General features: G+C 65.0%; 16 protein-coding genes. 7 read left to right on the top strand and 9 right to left on the bottom strand.

Annotated elements, in window-relative coordinates; genetic code table 11:
• Window positions 1–31: 31 nt before the first annotated feature.
• Window positions 32–3,736 carry a multifunctional oxoglutarate decarboxylase/oxoglutarate dehydrogenase thiamine pyrophosphate-binding subunit/dihydrolipoyllysine-residue succinyltransferase subunit gene (locus CTEST_RS04910; protein WP_047252798.1) on the top strand — a complete coding sequence of 1,235 codons (3,705 nt, stop codon included), beginning with the start codon at window positions 32–34 and terminating at the stop codon, window positions 3,734–3,736.
• A gap of 58 nt (window positions 3,737–3,794) precedes the next feature.
• Here CTEST_RS04910 and CTEST_RS13050 read toward each other — a convergent pair whose 3' ends face one another.
• Complete coding sequence (locus CTEST_RS13050) at window positions 3,795–4,484, bottom strand: type 2 periplasmic-binding domain-containing protein (RefSeq protein ID WP_052844305.1); 690 nt, start codon at window positions 4,482–4,484, stop codon at window positions 3,795–3,797.
• A 58-nt stretch (window positions 4,485–4,542) separates the two neighbouring features.
• On the bottom strand, window positions 4,543–5,046 hold the full coding sequence (locus tag CTEST_RS04900) for a general stress protein (protein ID WP_047252796.1): 504 nt from the start codon (window positions 5,044–5,046) through the stop codon (window positions 4,543–4,545).
• Between the two features lie 62 nt (window positions 5,047–5,108).
• On the opposite strand from CTEST_RS04900, the gene CTEST_RS04895 reads away from it, so the two are divergent.
• From CTEST_RS04895 to CTEST_RS04885, 3 genes are read left to right on the top strand one after another with little or no spacing between them, the layout of a single operon-like run.
• Window positions 5,109–6,407: a magnesium transporter MgtE N-terminal domain-containing protein gene (locus CTEST_RS04895; protein ID WP_047254230.1), complete on the top strand. Its 1,299-nt coding sequence runs from the start codon at window positions 5,109–5,111 to the stop codon at window positions 6,405–6,407.
• Window positions 6,400–6,966 (top strand): DUF1003 domain-containing protein, encoded by a 567-nt coding sequence (locus CTEST_RS04890; protein WP_047252795.1) that lies wholly within the window; start codon window positions 6,400–6,402, stop codon window positions 6,964–6,966. The genes CTEST_RS04895 and CTEST_RS04890 overlap by 8 nt, the downstream gene beginning before the upstream one ends.
• Window positions 6,967–6,991: 25 nt before the next feature.
• Entirely contained in the window at window positions 6,992–8,122 is a 1,131-nt protein-coding gene (locus CTEST_RS04885; protein ID WP_047252794.1) for an Mrp/NBP35 family ATP-binding protein, read from the top strand.
• A gap of 9 nt (window positions 8,123–8,131) precedes the next feature.
• On the opposite strand, the gene tatB is transcribed toward CTEST_RS04885, so the two are convergent.
• The 3 genes from tatB to sigE form a co-directional block, all read right to left on the bottom strand.
• A complete protein-coding gene (gene tatB, locus CTEST_RS04880; protein ID WP_047252793.1) occupies window positions 8,132–8,581 on the bottom strand; it encodes a Sec-independent protein translocase protein TatB in 450 nt (149 codons plus the stop codon).
• A 16-nt stretch (window positions 8,582–8,597) separates the two neighbouring features.
• Window positions 8,598–8,993 (bottom strand): anti-sigma factor family protein, encoded by a 396-nt coding sequence (locus tag CTEST_RS13950; RefSeq protein WP_047254229.1) that lies wholly within the window; start codon window positions 8,991–8,993, stop codon window positions 8,598–8,600.
• A gap of 115 nt (window positions 8,994–9,108) precedes the next feature.
• On the bottom strand, window positions 9,109–9,729 hold the full coding sequence (gene sigE / locus CTEST_RS04870) for an RNA polymerase sigma factor SigE (protein ID WP_047252792.1): 621 nt from the start codon (window positions 9,727–9,729) through the stop codon (window positions 9,109–9,111).
• A gap of 169 nt (window positions 9,730–9,898) precedes the next feature.
• Here sigE and CTEST_RS04865 point away from each other — a divergent pair, with 169 nt between their 5' ends.
• Window positions 9,899–10,543: an O-methyltransferase gene (locus CTEST_RS04865; RefSeq protein WP_047252791.1), complete on the top strand. Its 645-nt coding sequence runs from the start codon at window positions 9,899–9,901 to the stop codon at window positions 10,541–10,543.
• A gap of 33 nt (window positions 10,544–10,576) precedes the next feature.
• Here the strand turns inward: CTEST_RS04865 and glgC are convergent, their stop codons facing one another.
• A complete protein-coding gene (gene glgC, locus CTEST_RS04860) occupies window positions 10,577–11,794 on the bottom strand; it encodes a glucose-1-phosphate adenylyltransferase (RefSeq protein WP_047252790.1) in 1,218 nt (405 codons plus the stop codon).
• Between the two features lie 127 nt (window positions 11,795–11,921).
• Here glgC and glgA point away from each other — a divergent pair, with 127 nt between their 5' ends.
• Complete coding sequence (gene glgA / locus CTEST_RS04855) at window positions 11,922–13,094, top strand: glycogen synthase (RefSeq protein ID WP_047252789.1); 1,173 nt, start codon at window positions 11,922–11,924, stop codon at window positions 13,092–13,094.
• A gap of 14 nt (window positions 13,095–13,108) precedes the next feature.
• Entirely contained in the window at window positions 13,109–14,578 is a 1,470-nt protein-coding gene (locus tag CTEST_RS04850; RefSeq protein ID WP_047252788.1) for a GH32 C-terminal domain-containing protein, read from the top strand.
• On the opposite strand, the gene CTEST_RS04845 is transcribed toward CTEST_RS04850, so the two are convergent.
• The 3 genes from CTEST_RS04845 to CTEST_RS04840 are packed head-to-tail and all read right to left on the bottom strand — an operon-like array spanning window position 14,529 to window position 15,951.
• Entirely contained in the window at window positions 14,529–15,422 is an 894-nt protein-coding gene (locus CTEST_RS04845) for a methyltransferase domain-containing protein (RefSeq protein WP_047252787.1), read from the bottom strand. The genes CTEST_RS04850 and CTEST_RS04845 overlap by 50 nt on opposite strands.
• A gap of 35 nt (window positions 15,423–15,457) precedes the next feature.
• Window positions 15,458–15,625 (bottom strand): DUF3117 domain-containing protein, encoded by a 168-nt coding sequence (locus tag CTEST_RS13305; RefSeq protein WP_083985440.1) that lies wholly within the window; start codon window positions 15,623–15,625, stop codon window positions 15,458–15,460.
• Between the two features lie 44 nt (window positions 15,626–15,669).
• A complete protein-coding gene (locus CTEST_RS04840) occupies window positions 15,670–15,951 on the bottom strand; it encodes a hypothetical protein (protein ID WP_047252786.1) in 282 nt (93 codons plus the stop codon).
• Window position 15,952 lies beyond the last annotated feature (1 nt).

The following is a 15,952-nucleotide window of genomic DNA, read 5'->3' as shown; positions in this document are numbered from 1 at the left end:
AAAGATCAATGAAATGAGGCGAGCACCTGCCGTGAGCAGCGCAAGTACTTTCGGCCCGAACGAGTGGCTGGTAGACGAGATGTTCCAGCAGTTCCAAAAGGACCCCCAGTCCGTGGATAAGGAATGGCGGGAGTTGTTTGAAAAGAACGGCGCCCCCTCCACCGCCTCCACTACCAGCGGAAAGGCTGCCGCTGTGAAGGACAACAAAGTTGCAGCACCGAAGCGGGAGACCCTCGTGACTGAACAGGCCGCTAAGGCTCAGGAGACGACCAAGAAGGCCACCGCCGCCCGCCCGGCGAAAAAGGCCCAGGTCTCCCCCCTCGACCGCGCCGGAACCTCCCCGCAGCCCGACGCCGGCACGAAGCCGCTCAAGGGTCTGTTTAAGGCCATTGCCAAGAACATGGACGAGTCGCTGGAGATCCCGACCGCCACCTCCGTGCGGGACATGCCGGTCAAGCTCATGTTTGAAAACCGCGCGATGGTCAACGACCACCTCAAGCGCACCCGCGGTGGCAAGATCTCCTTCACCCACATCATCGGCTACGCCATGGTCAAGGCCATCATGGCCCACCCGGGCATGAACGTCTCCTACACCGTGGCTGACGGCAAGCCCTCCGTGGTGACCCCGGAGCACATCAACATCGGCCTCGCCATCGATCTCCCGCAGAAGGACGGCTCCCGCGCACTCGTGGTCGCCGCCATCAAGGAGACCGAGAACATGAACTTCGACGAGTTCCTCGACGCATACGAGGACATCGTCGCCCGCTCCCGCGTTGGCAAGCTCACGATGGATGACTACTCCGGCGTGACGGTCTCCCTGACCAACCCCGGCGGCATTGGCACCCGACACTCCGTGCCGCGCCTGACCAAGGGCCAAGGCACCATCGTCGGCGTCGGCTCCATGGACTACCCCGCCGAATTCGCCGGTGCCTCCGAAGACCGCCTCGCCGAGCTCGGCGTGGGCAAGCTGGTCACCATCACCTCCACCTATGACCACCGCGTCATCCAGGGCGCCGAGTCCGGTGAATTCCTGCGCACCATGTCCCAGCTGCTGGTCGACGACAAGTTCTGGGACCACATCTTCCAGCGCATGGGCATTCCCTACAGCCCGATGCGCTGGGCCCAGGACGTCCCCAACACCGGCCTGGACAAAAACACCCGCGTCATGCAGCTCATCGAGGCCTACCGCTCGCGCGGCCACCTCATCGCCGACACCAACCCGCTCGATTGGGAGCAGCCCGGCCTCCACGTCCCCGACCACCGTGACCTGGACATCTCCACCCACGGCCTCTCGATCTGGGACCTCGACCGCGTCTTCCACGTCGGTGGCTTCGGCGGCAAGGAGACCATGACCCTGCGCGAGGTGCTCTCCCGCCTCCGCGCTGCTTACACCCTCAAGGTCGGCTCCGAGTACACCCACATCCTCGACCGCGACGAGCGCGAATGGCTCCAAGACCGCCTCGAGGCCGGTATGCCCAAGCCGACCAACGCCGAGCAGAAGTACATCCTGCAGAAGCTCAACGCCGCCGAGGCCTTTGAAAACTTCCTGCAGACCAAGTACGTCGGCCAGAAGCGTTTCTCCCTCGAAGGCGCCGAGTCCCTCATCCCGCTCATGGACGCCGCCATCGACACCGCCGCGGGCCAGGGCCTCGACGAGGTTGTTATCGGCATGCCCCACCGCGGGCGCCTCAACGTCCTCTTCAACATCGTGGGCAAGCCGCTGGCTCAGATCTTCAACGAGTTCGAAGGCAACATGAAGCAGGGCCAGATCGGTGGCTCCGGCGACGTGAAGTACCACCTCGGCGCCGACGGCCGCCACCTCCAGATGTTCGGCGACGGCGAAATTGACGTCTCCCTCGCAGCCAACCCCTCGCACCTCGAGGCCGTCGACCCGGTCATGATCGGCATCGCCCGCGCCAAACAGGACGTCCTGGACAAGGGCGAAGACGGCTTCACCGTCATGCCGCTCATGCTCCACGGCGACGCCTCCTTCGCCGGCCTGGGCATCGTCCAAGAGACGATCAACATCTCCGGCCTGCGCGGCTACACCGTCGGCGGCACCGTCCACATCGTGGTGAACAACCAGATCGGCTTCACCACCACCCCGGACTCTTCCCGCTCCACCCACTACGCCACCGACCTGGCCAAGGGCTTCGACTGCCCCGTCTTCCACGTCAACGGCGACGACCCCGAAGCCGTCGTGTGGGTCGGCCAGCTGGCCACCGAGTACCGCCGCCGCTTTGGCAAGGACGTCTTCATCGACCTCGTCTGCTACCGCCGCCGCGGCCACAACGAAGCCGACGATCCTTCGATGACCCAGCCGCTCATGTACGAGATCATCGGCGACCGCGCCTCCGTCCGAGCCCGCTACACCGAAGACCTCGTCGGCCGTGGTGATCTCTCCGTCGAGGACGCCGAGGCAGCCGCCCGCGACTTCCACGACCAGATGGAATCCGTGTTCAACGAGGTCAAGGAATCCGACAAGGCCGTGCCGCAAGAGCAGACCGGCATCACCGGCTCCCAGGAACTCACCCGCGGACTGGATACGTCCATCAGCCGCGAAGAGCTCGTGGAAATCGGGCAGGCCTACTCGCACGTGCCGGAGGGCTTCGAGCTGCATCCGCGCGTGGCCCCGGTAGCCAAGAAGCGCACCGAGTCCGTCACCGACGGTGGCATCGACTGGGGCTGGGGCGAGCTCATCGCCTTCTCCTCCCTGGCTAACTCCGGCCGCCTCGTCCGCCTCGCTGGCGAAGATTCCCGCCGTGGCACGTTCACGCAGCGCCACGCCGTCGTCTTCGACCCGCGCACCGGCGAAGAGTTCAACGGCCTCAACGAACTGGCCCAGGAGAAGGGCGACGGCAAGTTCCTCGTCTACAACTCCGCCCTCACCGAGTACGCCGGCATGGGCTTCGAGTACGGCTACACCCTGGGCAACCAGGACGCCGTCGTGGCCTGGGAAGCACAGTTCGGCGACTTCGCCAACGGTGCCCAGACCATCATCGACGAGTACGTCTCCTCCGGTGAAGCCAAGTGGGGTGAGACCTCCGGCGTCATCCTCCTGCTGCCCCACGGCTACGAGGGCCAGGGCCCGGACCACTCCTCGGCCCGCATCGAGCGCTTCCTGCAGCTGTGCGCCGAAGGTTCCATGACGGTGGCTCAGCCGACCACCCCGGCGAACCACTTCCACCTGCTGCGCCGCCACGCGCTGGGCACCATGAAGCGCCCCCTGGTCGTCTTCACTCCGAAGTCGATGCTACGCAACAAGGATGCCGCCTCCGCCGTGTCCGAGTTCACCGAGGTCACCGCCTTCCAGTCCATCTTCAACGATCCTCGACTGGTCTCCCTCGACGGGGAGATCATCGGCGACGCTGAGAAGGTCACCTCAATCCTGCTGTGCTCCGGCAAGATCTACTACGAGCTGGAAAAGCGCCGCGCGAAGGACAACCGCGAGGATGTTGCCATCATCCGCATCGAGATGCTCCACCCGATCCCCTTCAACCGCCTCCGCGAGGCCTTCGAGTGCTTCCCGAACGCCAAGGAAGTCCGCTTCGTCCAGGACGAGCCGGCCAACCAGGGACCGTGGCCGTTCTACAACGAGCACCTGCGCAACCTCATCCCCGAGATGCCGCCGATGCGCCGCATCTCCCGCCGCGCGCAGTCCTCGACTGCTACCGGCGTGGCCAAGGTGCACCAGCTGGAGCAGGCGCAGCTGATCGACGAGGCCTTTGAAGACTAAGTTGCGGCCTTAGGAGATAAAGTCTCGGCACCCCGTGAGAGGGGGTGCCGGGACTTTTCTAGTAGGCGAGCCACTCCGCCACGACGGTGGAAATGGACGACTCGCGCTGCGCGGACTCCACGAGCTCCTTCAGGTCCGCGGTGGTGAGGTCGCGGGTGGCTTTGTTGAGGGCTTGGGTCTCACGGCGATCAAAAAGCTCCCGGTAGTAGACGGGAACGATGCTGTGCGGCAGTCGCTGGGTGCCCTCCGTCGCGCAGCCTTCCGCCGTCGACGGGTCCGGGGTGGCTAGCGAGCCGGGGAGGGAGCCAACGAAGGCATCGTAGGTGCGTTCGGCCAGGTCTCCGGCATTGGGGTTCGCGCCCGCGGCGGCATACTCCTGGGCCAATTCGTTGGCGGCGGCGGAATCGACGTATTCGAGCATTGGGCCGGAGCAGTCAATGATGAAGTCCACTTCCCCGCTGCTGATGGCATCGATCCGGCCCTTGACGCCGCTTTCGGGATCCACGCGCAGGCTGGTCGTGCGCCCCTCACTTTGGAGTACCTGCTGGTAGATCTCGGCGAGGACGCTTTGTTCCATCGAATTCGGCTCAATGAGCATGATGACGGAGCGTTTAAGCCCCTCCAGCTCGTCGCGGTGGGGCTCCATGGTGGTGCAGGCGCTTAGCGACGCGGCCGTGGCCACGGCTAAGACGCTAGCCAGGATTGTGGTGCCGGTTGCGCGGGGACCGCGGTTTCCTCGACGCAACATGAACGGCTCCTCATATCTCACACGGGCCCACACGGGCGGGGCAAATCTCCCGAGAAGTCTACCCCGCCGCCGTGAACTGGCTCCGATGCTTGGCGATGATGTCGCGAGCTTCCGGTGCCCGCTCCGGCTCGCAGAGCACATCGTAGCGCCCGGCGACGATCTGGGTCTGGGAGGTGAAGTCGCGCCGCCCGCTCGACATGGCGTAGGGCACGACCGCCATGACGATGCCGAAAATGGTGCCGATGAAAATGCCGGTGAGCAGCGGGGAGAGGAAGTTGCCAAACACAATGCCGATGAGCACGCCGAAGAACACGCCGAGCCACGCCCCGGACAGGGCGCCGCCGCCGATGACTCTGCCCCACGTCAGCCGCCCGGTGACTCTTTCCACTTCCATGAGGTCCACGCCGACGATGGTGAGTTGCTTGACGTCAAACTCCAGGTCAGAGAGCTTATCGACGGCCGCCTGTGCCTCCGTGTAGTGGTCAAAACTGCCCACCGGCCACCCGGTGGGCAGGGGGCGGAGGTCGGCGATGGGGCGGGCGTTTGCATTGGGATTTGTCATACCTGGTTAACGTCACACCACTCCAGTTGGTTCCCGGCTCCAGGTGACTATGCTTGGTCACCATGAGTGCAGTCACCCGCGTTTACGCTGGCCGTCTCGTCGGACTCCAGGTTCGTGGCCCGGACCTGGACCCGATTGGTCGGGTCCGCGACGTTGTCGTCAACATCCGTGCCGAAGGTCAGCCTTCTCGTGCGCTGGGCGTTGTGGTGGAACTGATACAAAAGCGCCGTATTTTCGTGCCCATGTTGCGAATCGCCGCGATCGAACCGGGCGATATCACCCTGGCCACGGGCTCGGTGTCCATGCGCGCGTTCCAGGTGCGGACGGGCGAGCTGACGGTCATGTCTGACCTCGTGGGCTCCAAGGTGCACACCGATGACCCGGAGCTCGCCCAGTTCCACGGCCGGGCCATTGAGATCGCCGATGTCGAGCTGGAGCGAACCCGTTCCCGCGACTGGGTCATCTCCCGTGTCGCGGTGTTTGGCTCTCGCCCCAAGTTTGGCCGCGCCCCGGAGCTGTTCACCGTCCCGTGGCCCTACGTCCACGGTGTCTCGGCGGCGGGCGTCGGCCAGACGGACAGCATCGCGGAGAAGATCGCGGAGTTTGATCAGATGCGCCCGGCCGATGTGGCGAACTCGCTGCACCAGATGTCGACCACGATGCGCCACGAGCTGGCTAACCACCTCAACGATCATCGGCTCGCCGACATCCTCCAGGAGCTGCCCGAGGACCACCAGGCCGAGCTCTTAGAGACCCTCGACATTGAGCGCGCCGCGGATGTCCTGGAGGAGATGGACCCGGATGACGCCGCCGACATCCTGCAGGAACTGCCCGATGCCAAGGCCGAGGTCCTCCTCGAACTCATGGACCCCGAAGAATCCGCCCCCGTCCGCCGCCTCATGAGCTTCTCCCCCGACACGGTCGGCGCGCTCATGACGCCGGAGCCGCTCATCCTCACCCCGCAGACGACCGTCGCGGAGGCCCTCGCCTTGGCGCGGGACCCTGACTTGCCGACGTCGCTGGCCTCGATGGTGTTCGTCGTTCGCCCGCCGACGGCCACCCCGACGGGCAAATACTTGGGCTGCGTGCATCTGCAAAAGCTGCTCCGCGAGCCCCCTTCGTCGTTGGTCTCTGGCATCCTCGACCCGGACCTGCCGCCGCTGTATGCCGACGATGATCAAGAGATCGCGGCCCGCTACTTCGCTACCTACAACCTGGTGTGCGGACCGGTTCTTGATGCCAACAACCATCTCCTCGGGGCCGTCGCCGTCGACGACCTCCTGGACCACCTTTTGCCGGAGGATTGGCGCTCGCAGGGCGTGCGCCCCGCGGCCGTCGATAAGCAGGTGACCCATGGCTGAGTACACCCGTACCGAACTGGACACGCCGGTCGGCGTTCGCCGCCGGAACTTCTTCAAGCTTGACGACGACACGATCGGAGCCGCCGCCGAGAAGGTGGCACGTTTCTTCGGCACCGGCAACTACCTCATGTGGCAGACGGTGTTCGTCATCATCTGGATCTGTCTCAACGTCGGCGGCATGTGGTGGAATTGGGACCCGTACCCGTTCATCCTGCTCAACCTGGCGTTTTCTACCCAGGCTGCCTACGCGGCGCCGCTCATTCTGCTCGCGCAGAACCGCCAGGAGGACCGCGACAAGGTCTCCGTCAACGCCGACCGCCGCCGCGCGGAACAAACGAAAGCGGACACGGAATTCCTCGCGCGCGAACTCGCCGGAGCCCGCCTCGCCATCGGCGACATGGTCTCCCGCGATTACCTGCGCCACGAGCTCGATGATCTGCGCTCCCTCATGGAACGCATCGAAGCCAAACTCGACGACGTCTCGGCCGATGTCATCGATTCCGCCGGCGACCTCCGCGAGCCCATCCAGGGCGATCTGGCGGAAGAGAGGGATCGTTGACGGGCGTACTACTATTGGACCCGTCATGACTGTACTCACCGAATCCGCTGTCCGCAGCGCGCTTTCCCGCGTAGAGGATCCTGAAATCGGCAAGCCCATCACCGAACTGGGGATGGTCAAATCGGTGGAGATCACCGGCAACAACGTCGCGGTCGAGGTGTACCTCACCATCGCCGGTTGCCCGATGAAATCCACCATCACCGACAACACCCGAGCCGCCGTCGAAGAGGTGGAAGGGGTGGGCACCGTCACCGTCACCACTGATGTGATGAGCGACGAGCAACGCCGCGAACTCCGCGCCTCCCTCCGCGGCAACGCCCCCGAGGCCGTCATCCCCTTCGCCCAACCCGACTCCACGACCCGCGTGTACGCGGTGGCGTCGGGCAAAGGCGGCGTCGGCAAGTCCTCGATGACCGTCAACCTCGCCGTCGCGCTCGCCGCCCAGGGATGGAAGGTCGGCGTCCTCGACGCCGACATCTACGGCCACTCCGTGCCCGCCCTCCTGGGTTCTGATGCCCGCCCCAACGCCGTCGACGACATGATCATGCCACCCCTCGCCCACGGCGTGAAGATGATCTCCATCGGCCACTTCGTCGACGGCAACGCCCCCATCGTGTGGCGCGGCCCGATGCTGCACCGCGCCATCCAGCAATTCCTCGCCGACGTCTTCTGGGGCGACCTCGACTTCCTCTTCATGGACCTTCCCCCCGGAACCGGCGACGTCGCAATTTCCGTGGCACAGCTGGTCCCCAATGCCGAGCTGCTCATCATCACCACCCCACAGGCCGCAGCCGCCGAGGTGGCGGAGCGGGCCGGGTCCGTCTCCCAACAGACCCGCCAACGCATCGCCGGCGTCATCGAGAACATGTCCGCCATGGTGCTTCCCGACGGCAGCACCCTCGACGTCTTCGGCTCCGGCGGCGGGCAGCACGTCGCCGATCGCCTCACAGCACTCACCGGGGCGAAGGTTCCGCTGCTCGGCCAGATCCCCCTCGACCCGCAGCTGCGCGTCCACGGCGACGACGGCAACCCCATCGCCGTCTCCGAGCCGGACTCCCCCGCCGCACAGGCCGTGCGGGACGTGGCCAGCCACTTGGTGACCCGCCGCGATTCTTTGGCCGGGAAATCTCTGGGACTGGGAGTCAACCGCTCCTAGTCGCTTGACTTAGGTGATGTCGGCCCAGGAGAAACCTCCGGGCCGGCCACCGTCGCCGCTGTCGCCTCCGTCGTTATTGGGAGGCTGCTGCTGGGTCGGATTCGGGGTAGGTTTCGGGGCCGGACGCGTGGCAGGCCGCCGGGGATCATCCTGCATCATCTTCCTCGGGTCGAAGTCATCGAGGAACTCCTCATCGCCATCGAACAGCGCCTTGGTGATGGCCGCCCGCGGACCCATGCGGGTATAGGACGCCACTTGCTCAATGGGCTTGCGGAACTCTTCGAACTCCGCCCCCAACTCGCCGTTGAGCTCCTTCTTGGCATTATCAATGGCGCGCCGCGCAGCAAAAATCGCGGCGCGGATATCCTCGATCAGGCCCGGAAGACGTTCTGGGCCGATGACGATGAGCGCCACGACCAATAGCGTGAAAATCTCCAGCCAACCGATGCTCTCAAACACACGTCTACCTTAGCTGTCAGTAACCCTGATTGCGCTTCACGGCCCGCATGAGCATTTCCACCTTGTCCAACAGGCCTTGCGGCACCTGCGTGGGAGTGGATTCGGCATCGGGTCCGGGACATACGGGACCGGTGGCAATACCCGCGAGGCGATTGAGCAAATCACGCGGGGCGCGGACCTCATCGGTGATGTTGGAGCCGCGCAACCACTCGGAGGCGCCGCGCTGGCGTTCAATCTCGGCGCGGCATTCAGCGCAGTGCACGAGGTGGACGCGGGCCCGGTGGGCGGCGAGGTCGGTGAGTTCCCCATCAACGAAAGCGGCAACCGCCTCGGGGCTAAGGTGCTCCACCGAGGCGAATTGCCGGGGTTTTCTGGGCTTGCGGGGACGACGAGGCTGATCTCGTCCATCCATGGAAGAAAGATGCGGATTGAACATCCCTACGGCCTGCCTCCTCACTCGACGCCATCTGTGGCCAACTTATGCCGCCAGAATACGCCTTTTTGGTCCACATCGCTGTCCGGCAATTTTAGCGAAGCAGCAGCTTGGCGCCCTCATCATCGATGGCGGCGGCCTCCAGGCTCGCGCGCAGCTGCGATCGTCCGCGGTGGATGCGCGAGCGGACGGTGCCCATCTTGACGCCGAGGGTGTCAGCGATTTCGTCGTAGCTCATGCCCACGACATCACAGAGGACGACCGCCACGCGGAAATCGGCGCCCAGGTCGTCGAGGGCATCCTGGAGTGCCGGGTCGAGGTTGGCGATGTTGAAGGCTTGCTCGGGTGTCATGTCGGTCCCGACTACCCGCTCGTAGTCCTCGGGCAGGGCCTCCATGCGAATCTTGCTGCGGTGGCGGACCATGTCGAGGAAGAGGTTGGTGGTGATGCGGTGCAACCAGCCCTCGAAGGTGCCGGGCTGGTAGTGCTTGAGGGAACGGAAGACCCGCATGAAGGTTTCCTGCGTGAGGTCTTCTGCATCGTATTGGTTACCGGACAGACGAAACGCTAGGCGATAGACGCTATCCGCGTGTTCCGCAACGAGCTCACCCCAGGACGGCATGTTTCCCTCACCCGCATCAAAGGCGGCGGTGCCGGTCAATTCTTCAGACTGTACCGACTCTTCGGGGCTAGGGGTGCTCGGAGAGAACGTCATGGGCTTTATTGTGCTATATCCGACTGCAGAACACTACACAGACTTCTGGCAAATTTCTGTGAAGGCCCACCCGCGATGTCACGTGAGACACCCCAGCCCCAATCGCCTCATCCACCACATATGCGCGTGTCCACATCCTACCTGGGCCGTGGGACTTACACTCGAAGATGTGACTGACACGGCATATGACGCACTCCGTTCCTTCATCGAGTCCAGCTCGGAGGTCCCCGAACCCCTGGCCGCGGCCCGCCGCGATGCCGAGGAATTCGGACTGACCGTCCCCGACGAGATGACCGGCCAGCTCCTGGCCACCCTCGCGGCTACCTCCCGGCACGAGAAGTCGACCGGCGCCGTCGCGGTGACCCCCGCTGCGGCCGTCGCGGGCTGGTACCTGCTGCGCGGGCTCGGCGACCACGGCACCCTCACCTGCATCGACTCCGAGGCAGAGCACCAAGCCAACGCGCGGACCACCTTCCGAGAGGCCGGCTACGCCCCCTCCCGTGTCCGCTTCCTCCCCTCGCGCCCCCTCGATGTCATGGGCCGACTAGCCAACGAGTCCTACCAACTTGTCTACGCCGAGGTCTCCCCCGCCGACCTCCCAGCCATCCTCGCGACGGCGTGGCCCCTGCTCACCCCCGGAGGCACCCTCGTCCTCGCGGACTCGCTTCTCGACGGCACCATCGCCGACGCCTCCCGCAAGGACCGCGCTACCGCTGCGGCCCGGGAGGCGGACGACAGCGCCCGGAACCTCGAGGGCGCGCTGGTCACGCGCCTACCCTTGGGTGCGGGCCTGACGCTGGTCACCCGCCTTTAGGCGGGGACGTCGACAAGCACGGTAGACCCTGAGCTACACCACGTCGTTCTTGCCCACCGCCACGACGCCGCCCGCGGAGATCTTGAACCGGGCCTCATCGCGCGCGCGATCGACCCCGATGATCTCACCCTCACGGACGTAGACGTTCTTGTCCAAGATGGCGTGGCGCACGACGGCCCCCTTGCCAATGCGCACACCCGGCATGAGCACCGAACCCTCAACGGTGGCGCCCTCAGCCACATGAACGTCACCCGCGAGAACCGAATTGCGAACCGTACCGCCGGAGATGATCGAACCCGGCGCTACGATCGAGGACTGCGCAATGCCGCCCTGCGTGAACTTGGCGGGCGGGAAATTCTCATCGTCGGTCGAGTGGATCGGCCACTGACGGTTGTACAGGTTGAAAACCGGGTGCACGGAGATCAGATCCATGTGCGCCTCATAGAAGGCGTCGATGGTACCGACGTCGCGCCAATAGCCATGGTCACGCTCGGTGGAGCCGGGGACGAAGTTGGAATTGAAGTCGTAGACGCGGGCCTGTTCCTTGTTAACAAAGTAAGGGATGATGTCACCGCCCATGTCATGGTCCGAGTCATCATTTTCCTCGTCTTCGAGCAGCGCCTGAATGAGGGCATCCGTGGTGAACACGTAATTGCCCATCGAGGCGTAGGTGACATTCGGGTCGTCCGGAGTAGACGGCGGGTCAGCCGGCTTCTCCAGGAACTCCGTGATGTTGCTATCCACGTCCGCCTGGATGCAGCCGAAGGCCGAAGCCTCAGAGCGCGGGACACGGATACCAGCGACGGAGCAGGACTTGCCGGATGCAATGTGCTCCTCCACCATTTGGGAGGGGTCCATGCGGTAGACGTGGTCGGCGCCGAAGACGAGGACATAATCAGGCTTCTCGTCGTAGATGAGGTTGAGCGACTGCACAATCGCGTCCGCGGAACCCGTGAACCAACGCTTGCCGCGCCGCTGCTGGGCGGGCACGGAGGCGATGTACTGCTTCACTGGGCCGTGGAGGGACCAGGCCATCGAAATGTGTCGGTCGAGCGAGTGCGACTTGTACTGCGTCAACACCGCGATCTTGAGGTAACCGGCGTTGACGAGGTTTGACAACACGAAGTCGATGAGTCGGTAAGTACCGCCGAACGGGACTGCGGGCTTAGCTCGGTCCTCCGTCAGGGGGAACAATCGCTTACCTTCGCCGCCGGCGAGAACGATAGCTAGAACATTCGGCTGAGTCTTCACACAGTCCAATCTAGGTCGTTTCGAGCCGTTTCGCCCGCGATGATGCCAAACCGTTTTCCACGGCACGCGCCCCTTTACCCCCGATCCCCCCGGCATGGGGGCGCGGGCGTGGCTACGCTCGGGAGGCATGAGAGTCGGAATGTTGACCAGAGAGTATCCCCCGGAGATCTACGGCGGCGCGGGAGTCCACGTCACGGAGCTCACCCGATTCATGCGGGAGATCGTCGAAGTAGACGTCCACTGCATGGGAGCACCCCGTGACCTGCCGGGAGTCTACGTCCACGGCGTCGATCCGGCGTTGGAGGACGCGAACCCGGCGATTAAGACGCTGTCGACGGGCTTGCGGATGGCCACGGCGACCAACAACGTCGATGTTGTCCATTCCCATACCTGGTACGCAGGGTTGGGCGGCCACCTCGCCGCTCGCCTCTATGACATTCCCCACGTAGTCACGGCCCATTCCCTCGAGCCGCACCGCCCGTGGAAGCGCGAGCAGCTCGGCGGCGGCTACGAGGTGTCCTCGTGGTCGGAGCGCAATGCCATGGAATACGCCGACACCGTCATTGCGGTCTCCGCGCAGATGCGCGAATCCATCCTCGAGGCGTACCCGCGTATCGACGCCGATAAGGTCACCGTGGTCCTCAACGGCATCGACACCGAATTGTGGCAGCCGCGGCCCACGTTCTCATCGAATCCCGACTCCGTGCTCACGGAGCTGGGCGTCGACCCGGATCGCCCGATCGTCGCTTTCGTTGGCCGCATCACGAGGCAAAAGGGAGTGGAGCACCTCATCAAGGCGGCCGCCCACTTCCACGAGGATATCCAGCTGGTGCTGTGCGCCGGTGCGCCGGACACCCCCGAGATCGCCGCACGGATCACTACCCTCGTCGAGGACCTGCAGTCCCGCCGGGATGGCATCTTCTGGGTCCAAGACATGCTGGAGAAGGAGAAGATCCAGGAGATCCTCACTGCCGCCGACACGTTCATGTGCCCGTCGATTTATGAGCCCCTGGGCATCGTCAATTTGGAGGCCATGGCCTGCGGCACCGCCGTGGTCGCCTCCGATGTGGGCGGCATCCCCGAGGTTGTCGTCGATGGGTTGACGGGCACGCTCGTGCACTATGACGAGAACGACCCGGAGACCTTCGAGCGGGACTTCGCCGCGGCGGTCAATGCCATGGTGTCCGACCCAGCCCGGGCCGCCAAGTTTGGCGAGGCCGGTCGCGAGCGGGCCGTCAACGACTTCTCTTGGGCCGCCATCGCCCAGCAGACGGTCGATATCTACGAGTCACTGCGCTAGGAGAACTACTGACTGTGAGTACCCACTCTTACCGCCCTGAACTGCACGTGACCGCCGAAAAGGGCATTCTGGATGCCCCGGCGGGCGTCCTCTTGGATGGCTCCCGGGACGGCACCTGGCACCTGTTCTACCAATACCGGCCCACCCCGGAGGCCCCGGGGCGTTGGGCCCACGTCGTCTCCGAGGACGGTCCCTTCGACTGGGAGGTCTGCGACGACGTCCTCGTCCCCGTCGGCGGCGAAACGGAGCTGCGGGCGGGCTCGGTGGTGGCGGCCGCCCGCCCCGGTGACGTTGACCTCTACTTCACCTCCGTCACGGCGGCGGGCACCTCGATCCAGCGGGCACAGCTGAGCGATATCGGTGACACCTGTCCCATCAGCGATGATGCCCTGGCCCTCGACCCGCGGGTCCGCCGACTGGGCGATGTCGTCTCTGACCGCGATGACCGCATTCGTTTCCGCTCCCCCTGCGTGGTGCCGGACTGGGAATCAGCCGAGGATAGAGACGCCGGCCATGAGGGCTGGCTCATGCTCGCGGTGACCGGCCCCAAGGGTCGCCCCTCCGCGGTCGTGCTCACCAGCCATGACGGGCAGGCGTGGTCCTTCCAGGGCCCGCTCACCTTTGATAATGACCCCGGCTTCGATGAAGCGGCGGTCGTGGTCGGCCCCCGCATTCTGCGCCTGCGCGACGAGGTGGACGGGGAGATCTACGACATCCTCCTGGTCACCCTAGAAGCCAGCGGCCGAGACGTGTCCGGCTACCTCGTGGGCACGCTGACCGGGGCGAGCTTCGCGGTAACAACCCCGTTCACCCGCGTTGATCGGGGGCACGATTTCACGCGCCCCCGCAATACCAATGTCACGCCAGGGACGGTGCCCACGGCAAACCGCTACGATCAGTCGGTGCTGTTTGGCCTGCTCAACGGGGTCGGGCGTGGCGACGAGCCGCTCAACCATGCCTCCATGGCCGAGGAAGGGTGGGCGAATGTCATCTCCCTGCCACGCGTGATCACGCTCCAGGGCGGGGTCCTCTTCCAGACTCCGCCGCCCGGCCTGCCGGACGCTATCGCCCGGACTCATCATGCGCGTTCCTGGACCGGCCTGTGCGAGGTTCCTGAGGGAGCAAGCCTGTCGGCCGAGCTTATCGACGCCGCCGGCCACACCGCCGCCATCGTCTCGCACACCGGCAACGAACTCATCCTCGACCGTTCCATGAATCCGCATCACCGCGGCGATGCCCCTGCCCGGGCGGAGCTCGCCGAGGGCGACAGCGATTCCCTCTCCATCTTCGTCGACGGTTCCTGCGTGGAAGTCTTCGCCGACGGTGGCGCGATCGCGATGTCCAGCCGCGTCTACATCGACGGTGGCTGCTCCGACATCCGAGTGAGCACCTCCGGCGCCGCGGAAGTTATCCGCGGCTGGCACCGGGAGCCGGTTAACTCTCGTCAGCTTCCTGACTACGGGGAGCCTTCGCCAGACGAGTGAGGCGGGCGCGCGCCGTGATGGTCATCGTCTCCGGCAGCGCCGCCACCCGGGAGTTGAGCTCCTCCGGCCCGATGTGACGGGCGGAGGGGCTCATTTTGATCTGGGCCGCGATGGATTCCTTGTCCAAGGTCATGGGGAACTCGATGAGCTCGGGCTCCCCCACCAGCTCAAGATGGCCGGCGAACTGCTCGAGGAGGCGTTCGACCTTGCCCTCCTCCACCTCGATGATGCCGAGGGGGTCGCGCAGCTCGGATAGATGCCCCCGATCAGCGGTGAGGATGACGGCCTGGCCGCCGGGCACGAGGACGCGGGCGAACTCAGCCGCATTGCGGGGAGCGAACACGACGGTAATGACGTCGATCGAGTTATCGCGCAGCGGGAGGCGCTCCCACACGTCGGCCGCAATGGACCCGACGCGCTGGTGACTGCGGGCCAGATGCTTGACGGCATGCGACGAGACGTCGATGCCGACGCCGCGGGAAGACTCGACGTCGTCAAGCGTGTGTGACAAGTAATAGCCCGTACCTGCGCCGACTTCAGCGATGACGGGGCGCGCGTCGAGGGGCACCTCGTTGTCATCGAGGGCGTCGTGCACACCGGCGGTGACCGCCTCGACGAAGGGGGCGAAATGCCCGTGCGACAGGAAGGTCTCGCGGGCGAGGACCATGTCCATGCTGTCGCCGCTGTGGCGCAGGCCGCTGCCGCCAGCCAAGGTCACATAACCCTGGCGGGCAACGTCATAGGAATGGCCGGTCTCAGAGACCAGGCGGGTGTAGTCGTCTGCACCGGACAGCGGGGAGCCGTCGACGGGATCGGCGAGGACGTCGATGATGTCGGAAAGCATAGAACTCAGACTACCCGCCCGGGTAGCAGGGGATTTTACTCAGCCGCGGCGATGAGCAAGGCCCCCAGCTCGGCGGCTTCTTCCTTGGTCAATTCAACGACGAGGCGACCGCCACCGTCGGAGGGGATGCGCATGACGATCTTGCGGCTCTCCTCGACCGCTTCCATCGGTCCGTTACCGGTGCGAGGCTTCATAGCTGCCATGGTGGGTGGGGCTCCTTCGTCCTAATTGAGTATCCCCATCCAGCTTAGACTTTTTCGGCTCCCCGGTTGGATCGCTCCTGCGCAAGCTGCCATTCCAGGTGTGCGATGACGTCGTCGACCTGCTCGGGGCGGTAGCCGCGCGGCACGATCTCGAACTGCACGTCGCGCATGGCCCCGCGCGCCACGGCGAGGCGGTTGGCCTCGATCTGGTTGCGATTATCCACTGGCTCCAGGATTTCGCCGCGCCCGAAAATCCGCCCCCACAGCCACGTGCCCAGCACGACGAGGGCCGCCAGAAGGAGGATGAGCAGAATCCAGGTCAGCATG

The sequence above is a fragment of the Corynebacterium testudinoris genome, from assembly GCF_001021045.1.
GTDB lineage: Bacteria > Actinomycetota > Actinomycetes > Mycobacteriales > Mycobacteriaceae > Corynebacterium > Corynebacterium testudinoris.
The sequence above is the reverse complement of the archived record's forward strand: the minus strand, read 5'-3'. Positions and strand labels throughout refer to the sequence as shown.

Excerpts from the sequence above, each read along its gene's own strand:
- CTEST_RS04900 (WP_047252796.1), bottom strand. The coding sequence starts at position 5,046 with ATGACAAATCCCAATGCAAACGCCCGCCCCATCGCCGACCTCCGCCCC.
- CTEST_RS04845 (WP_047252787.1), bottom strand. The coding sequence starts at position 15,422 with ATGCTTTCCGACATCATCGACGTCCTCGCCGATCCCGTCGACGGCTCC.
- glgA (WP_047252789.1), top strand. The coding sequence starts at position 11,922 with ATGAGAGTCGGAATGTTGACCAGAGAGTATCCCCCGGAGATCTACGGC.
- CTEST_RS04895 (WP_047254230.1), top strand. The coding sequence starts at position 5,109 with ATGAGTGCAGTCACCCGCGTTTACGCTGGCCGTCTCGTCGGACTCCAG.
- CTEST_RS13950 (WP_047254229.1), bottom strand. The coding sequence starts at position 8,993 with ATGGATGGACGAGATCAGCCTCGTCGTCCCCGCAAGCCCAGAAAACCC.
- CTEST_RS04890 (WP_047252795.1), top strand. The coding sequence starts at position 6,400 with ATGGCTGAGTACACCCGTACCGAACTGGACACGCCGGTCGGCGTTCGC.
- CTEST_RS13305 (WP_083985440.1), bottom strand. The coding sequence starts at position 15,625 with ATGGCAGCTATGAAGCCTCGCACCGGTAACGGACCGATGGAAGCGGTC.
- CTEST_RS04885 (WP_047252794.1), top strand. The coding sequence starts at position 6,992 with ATGACTGTACTCACCGAATCCGCTGTCCGCAGCGCGCTTTCCCGCGTA.
- CTEST_RS04840 (WP_047252786.1), bottom strand. The coding sequence starts at position 15,951 with ATGCTGACCTGGATTCTGCTCATCCTCCTTCTGGCGGCCCTCGTCGTG.
- CTEST_RS13050 (WP_052844305.1), bottom strand. The coding sequence starts at position 4,484 with ATGTTGCGTCGAGGAAACCGCGGTCCCCGCGCAACCGGCACCACAATC.
- sigE (WP_047252792.1), bottom strand. The coding sequence starts at position 9,729 with ATGACGTTCTCTCCGAGCACCCCTAGCCCCGAAGAGTCGGTACAGTCT.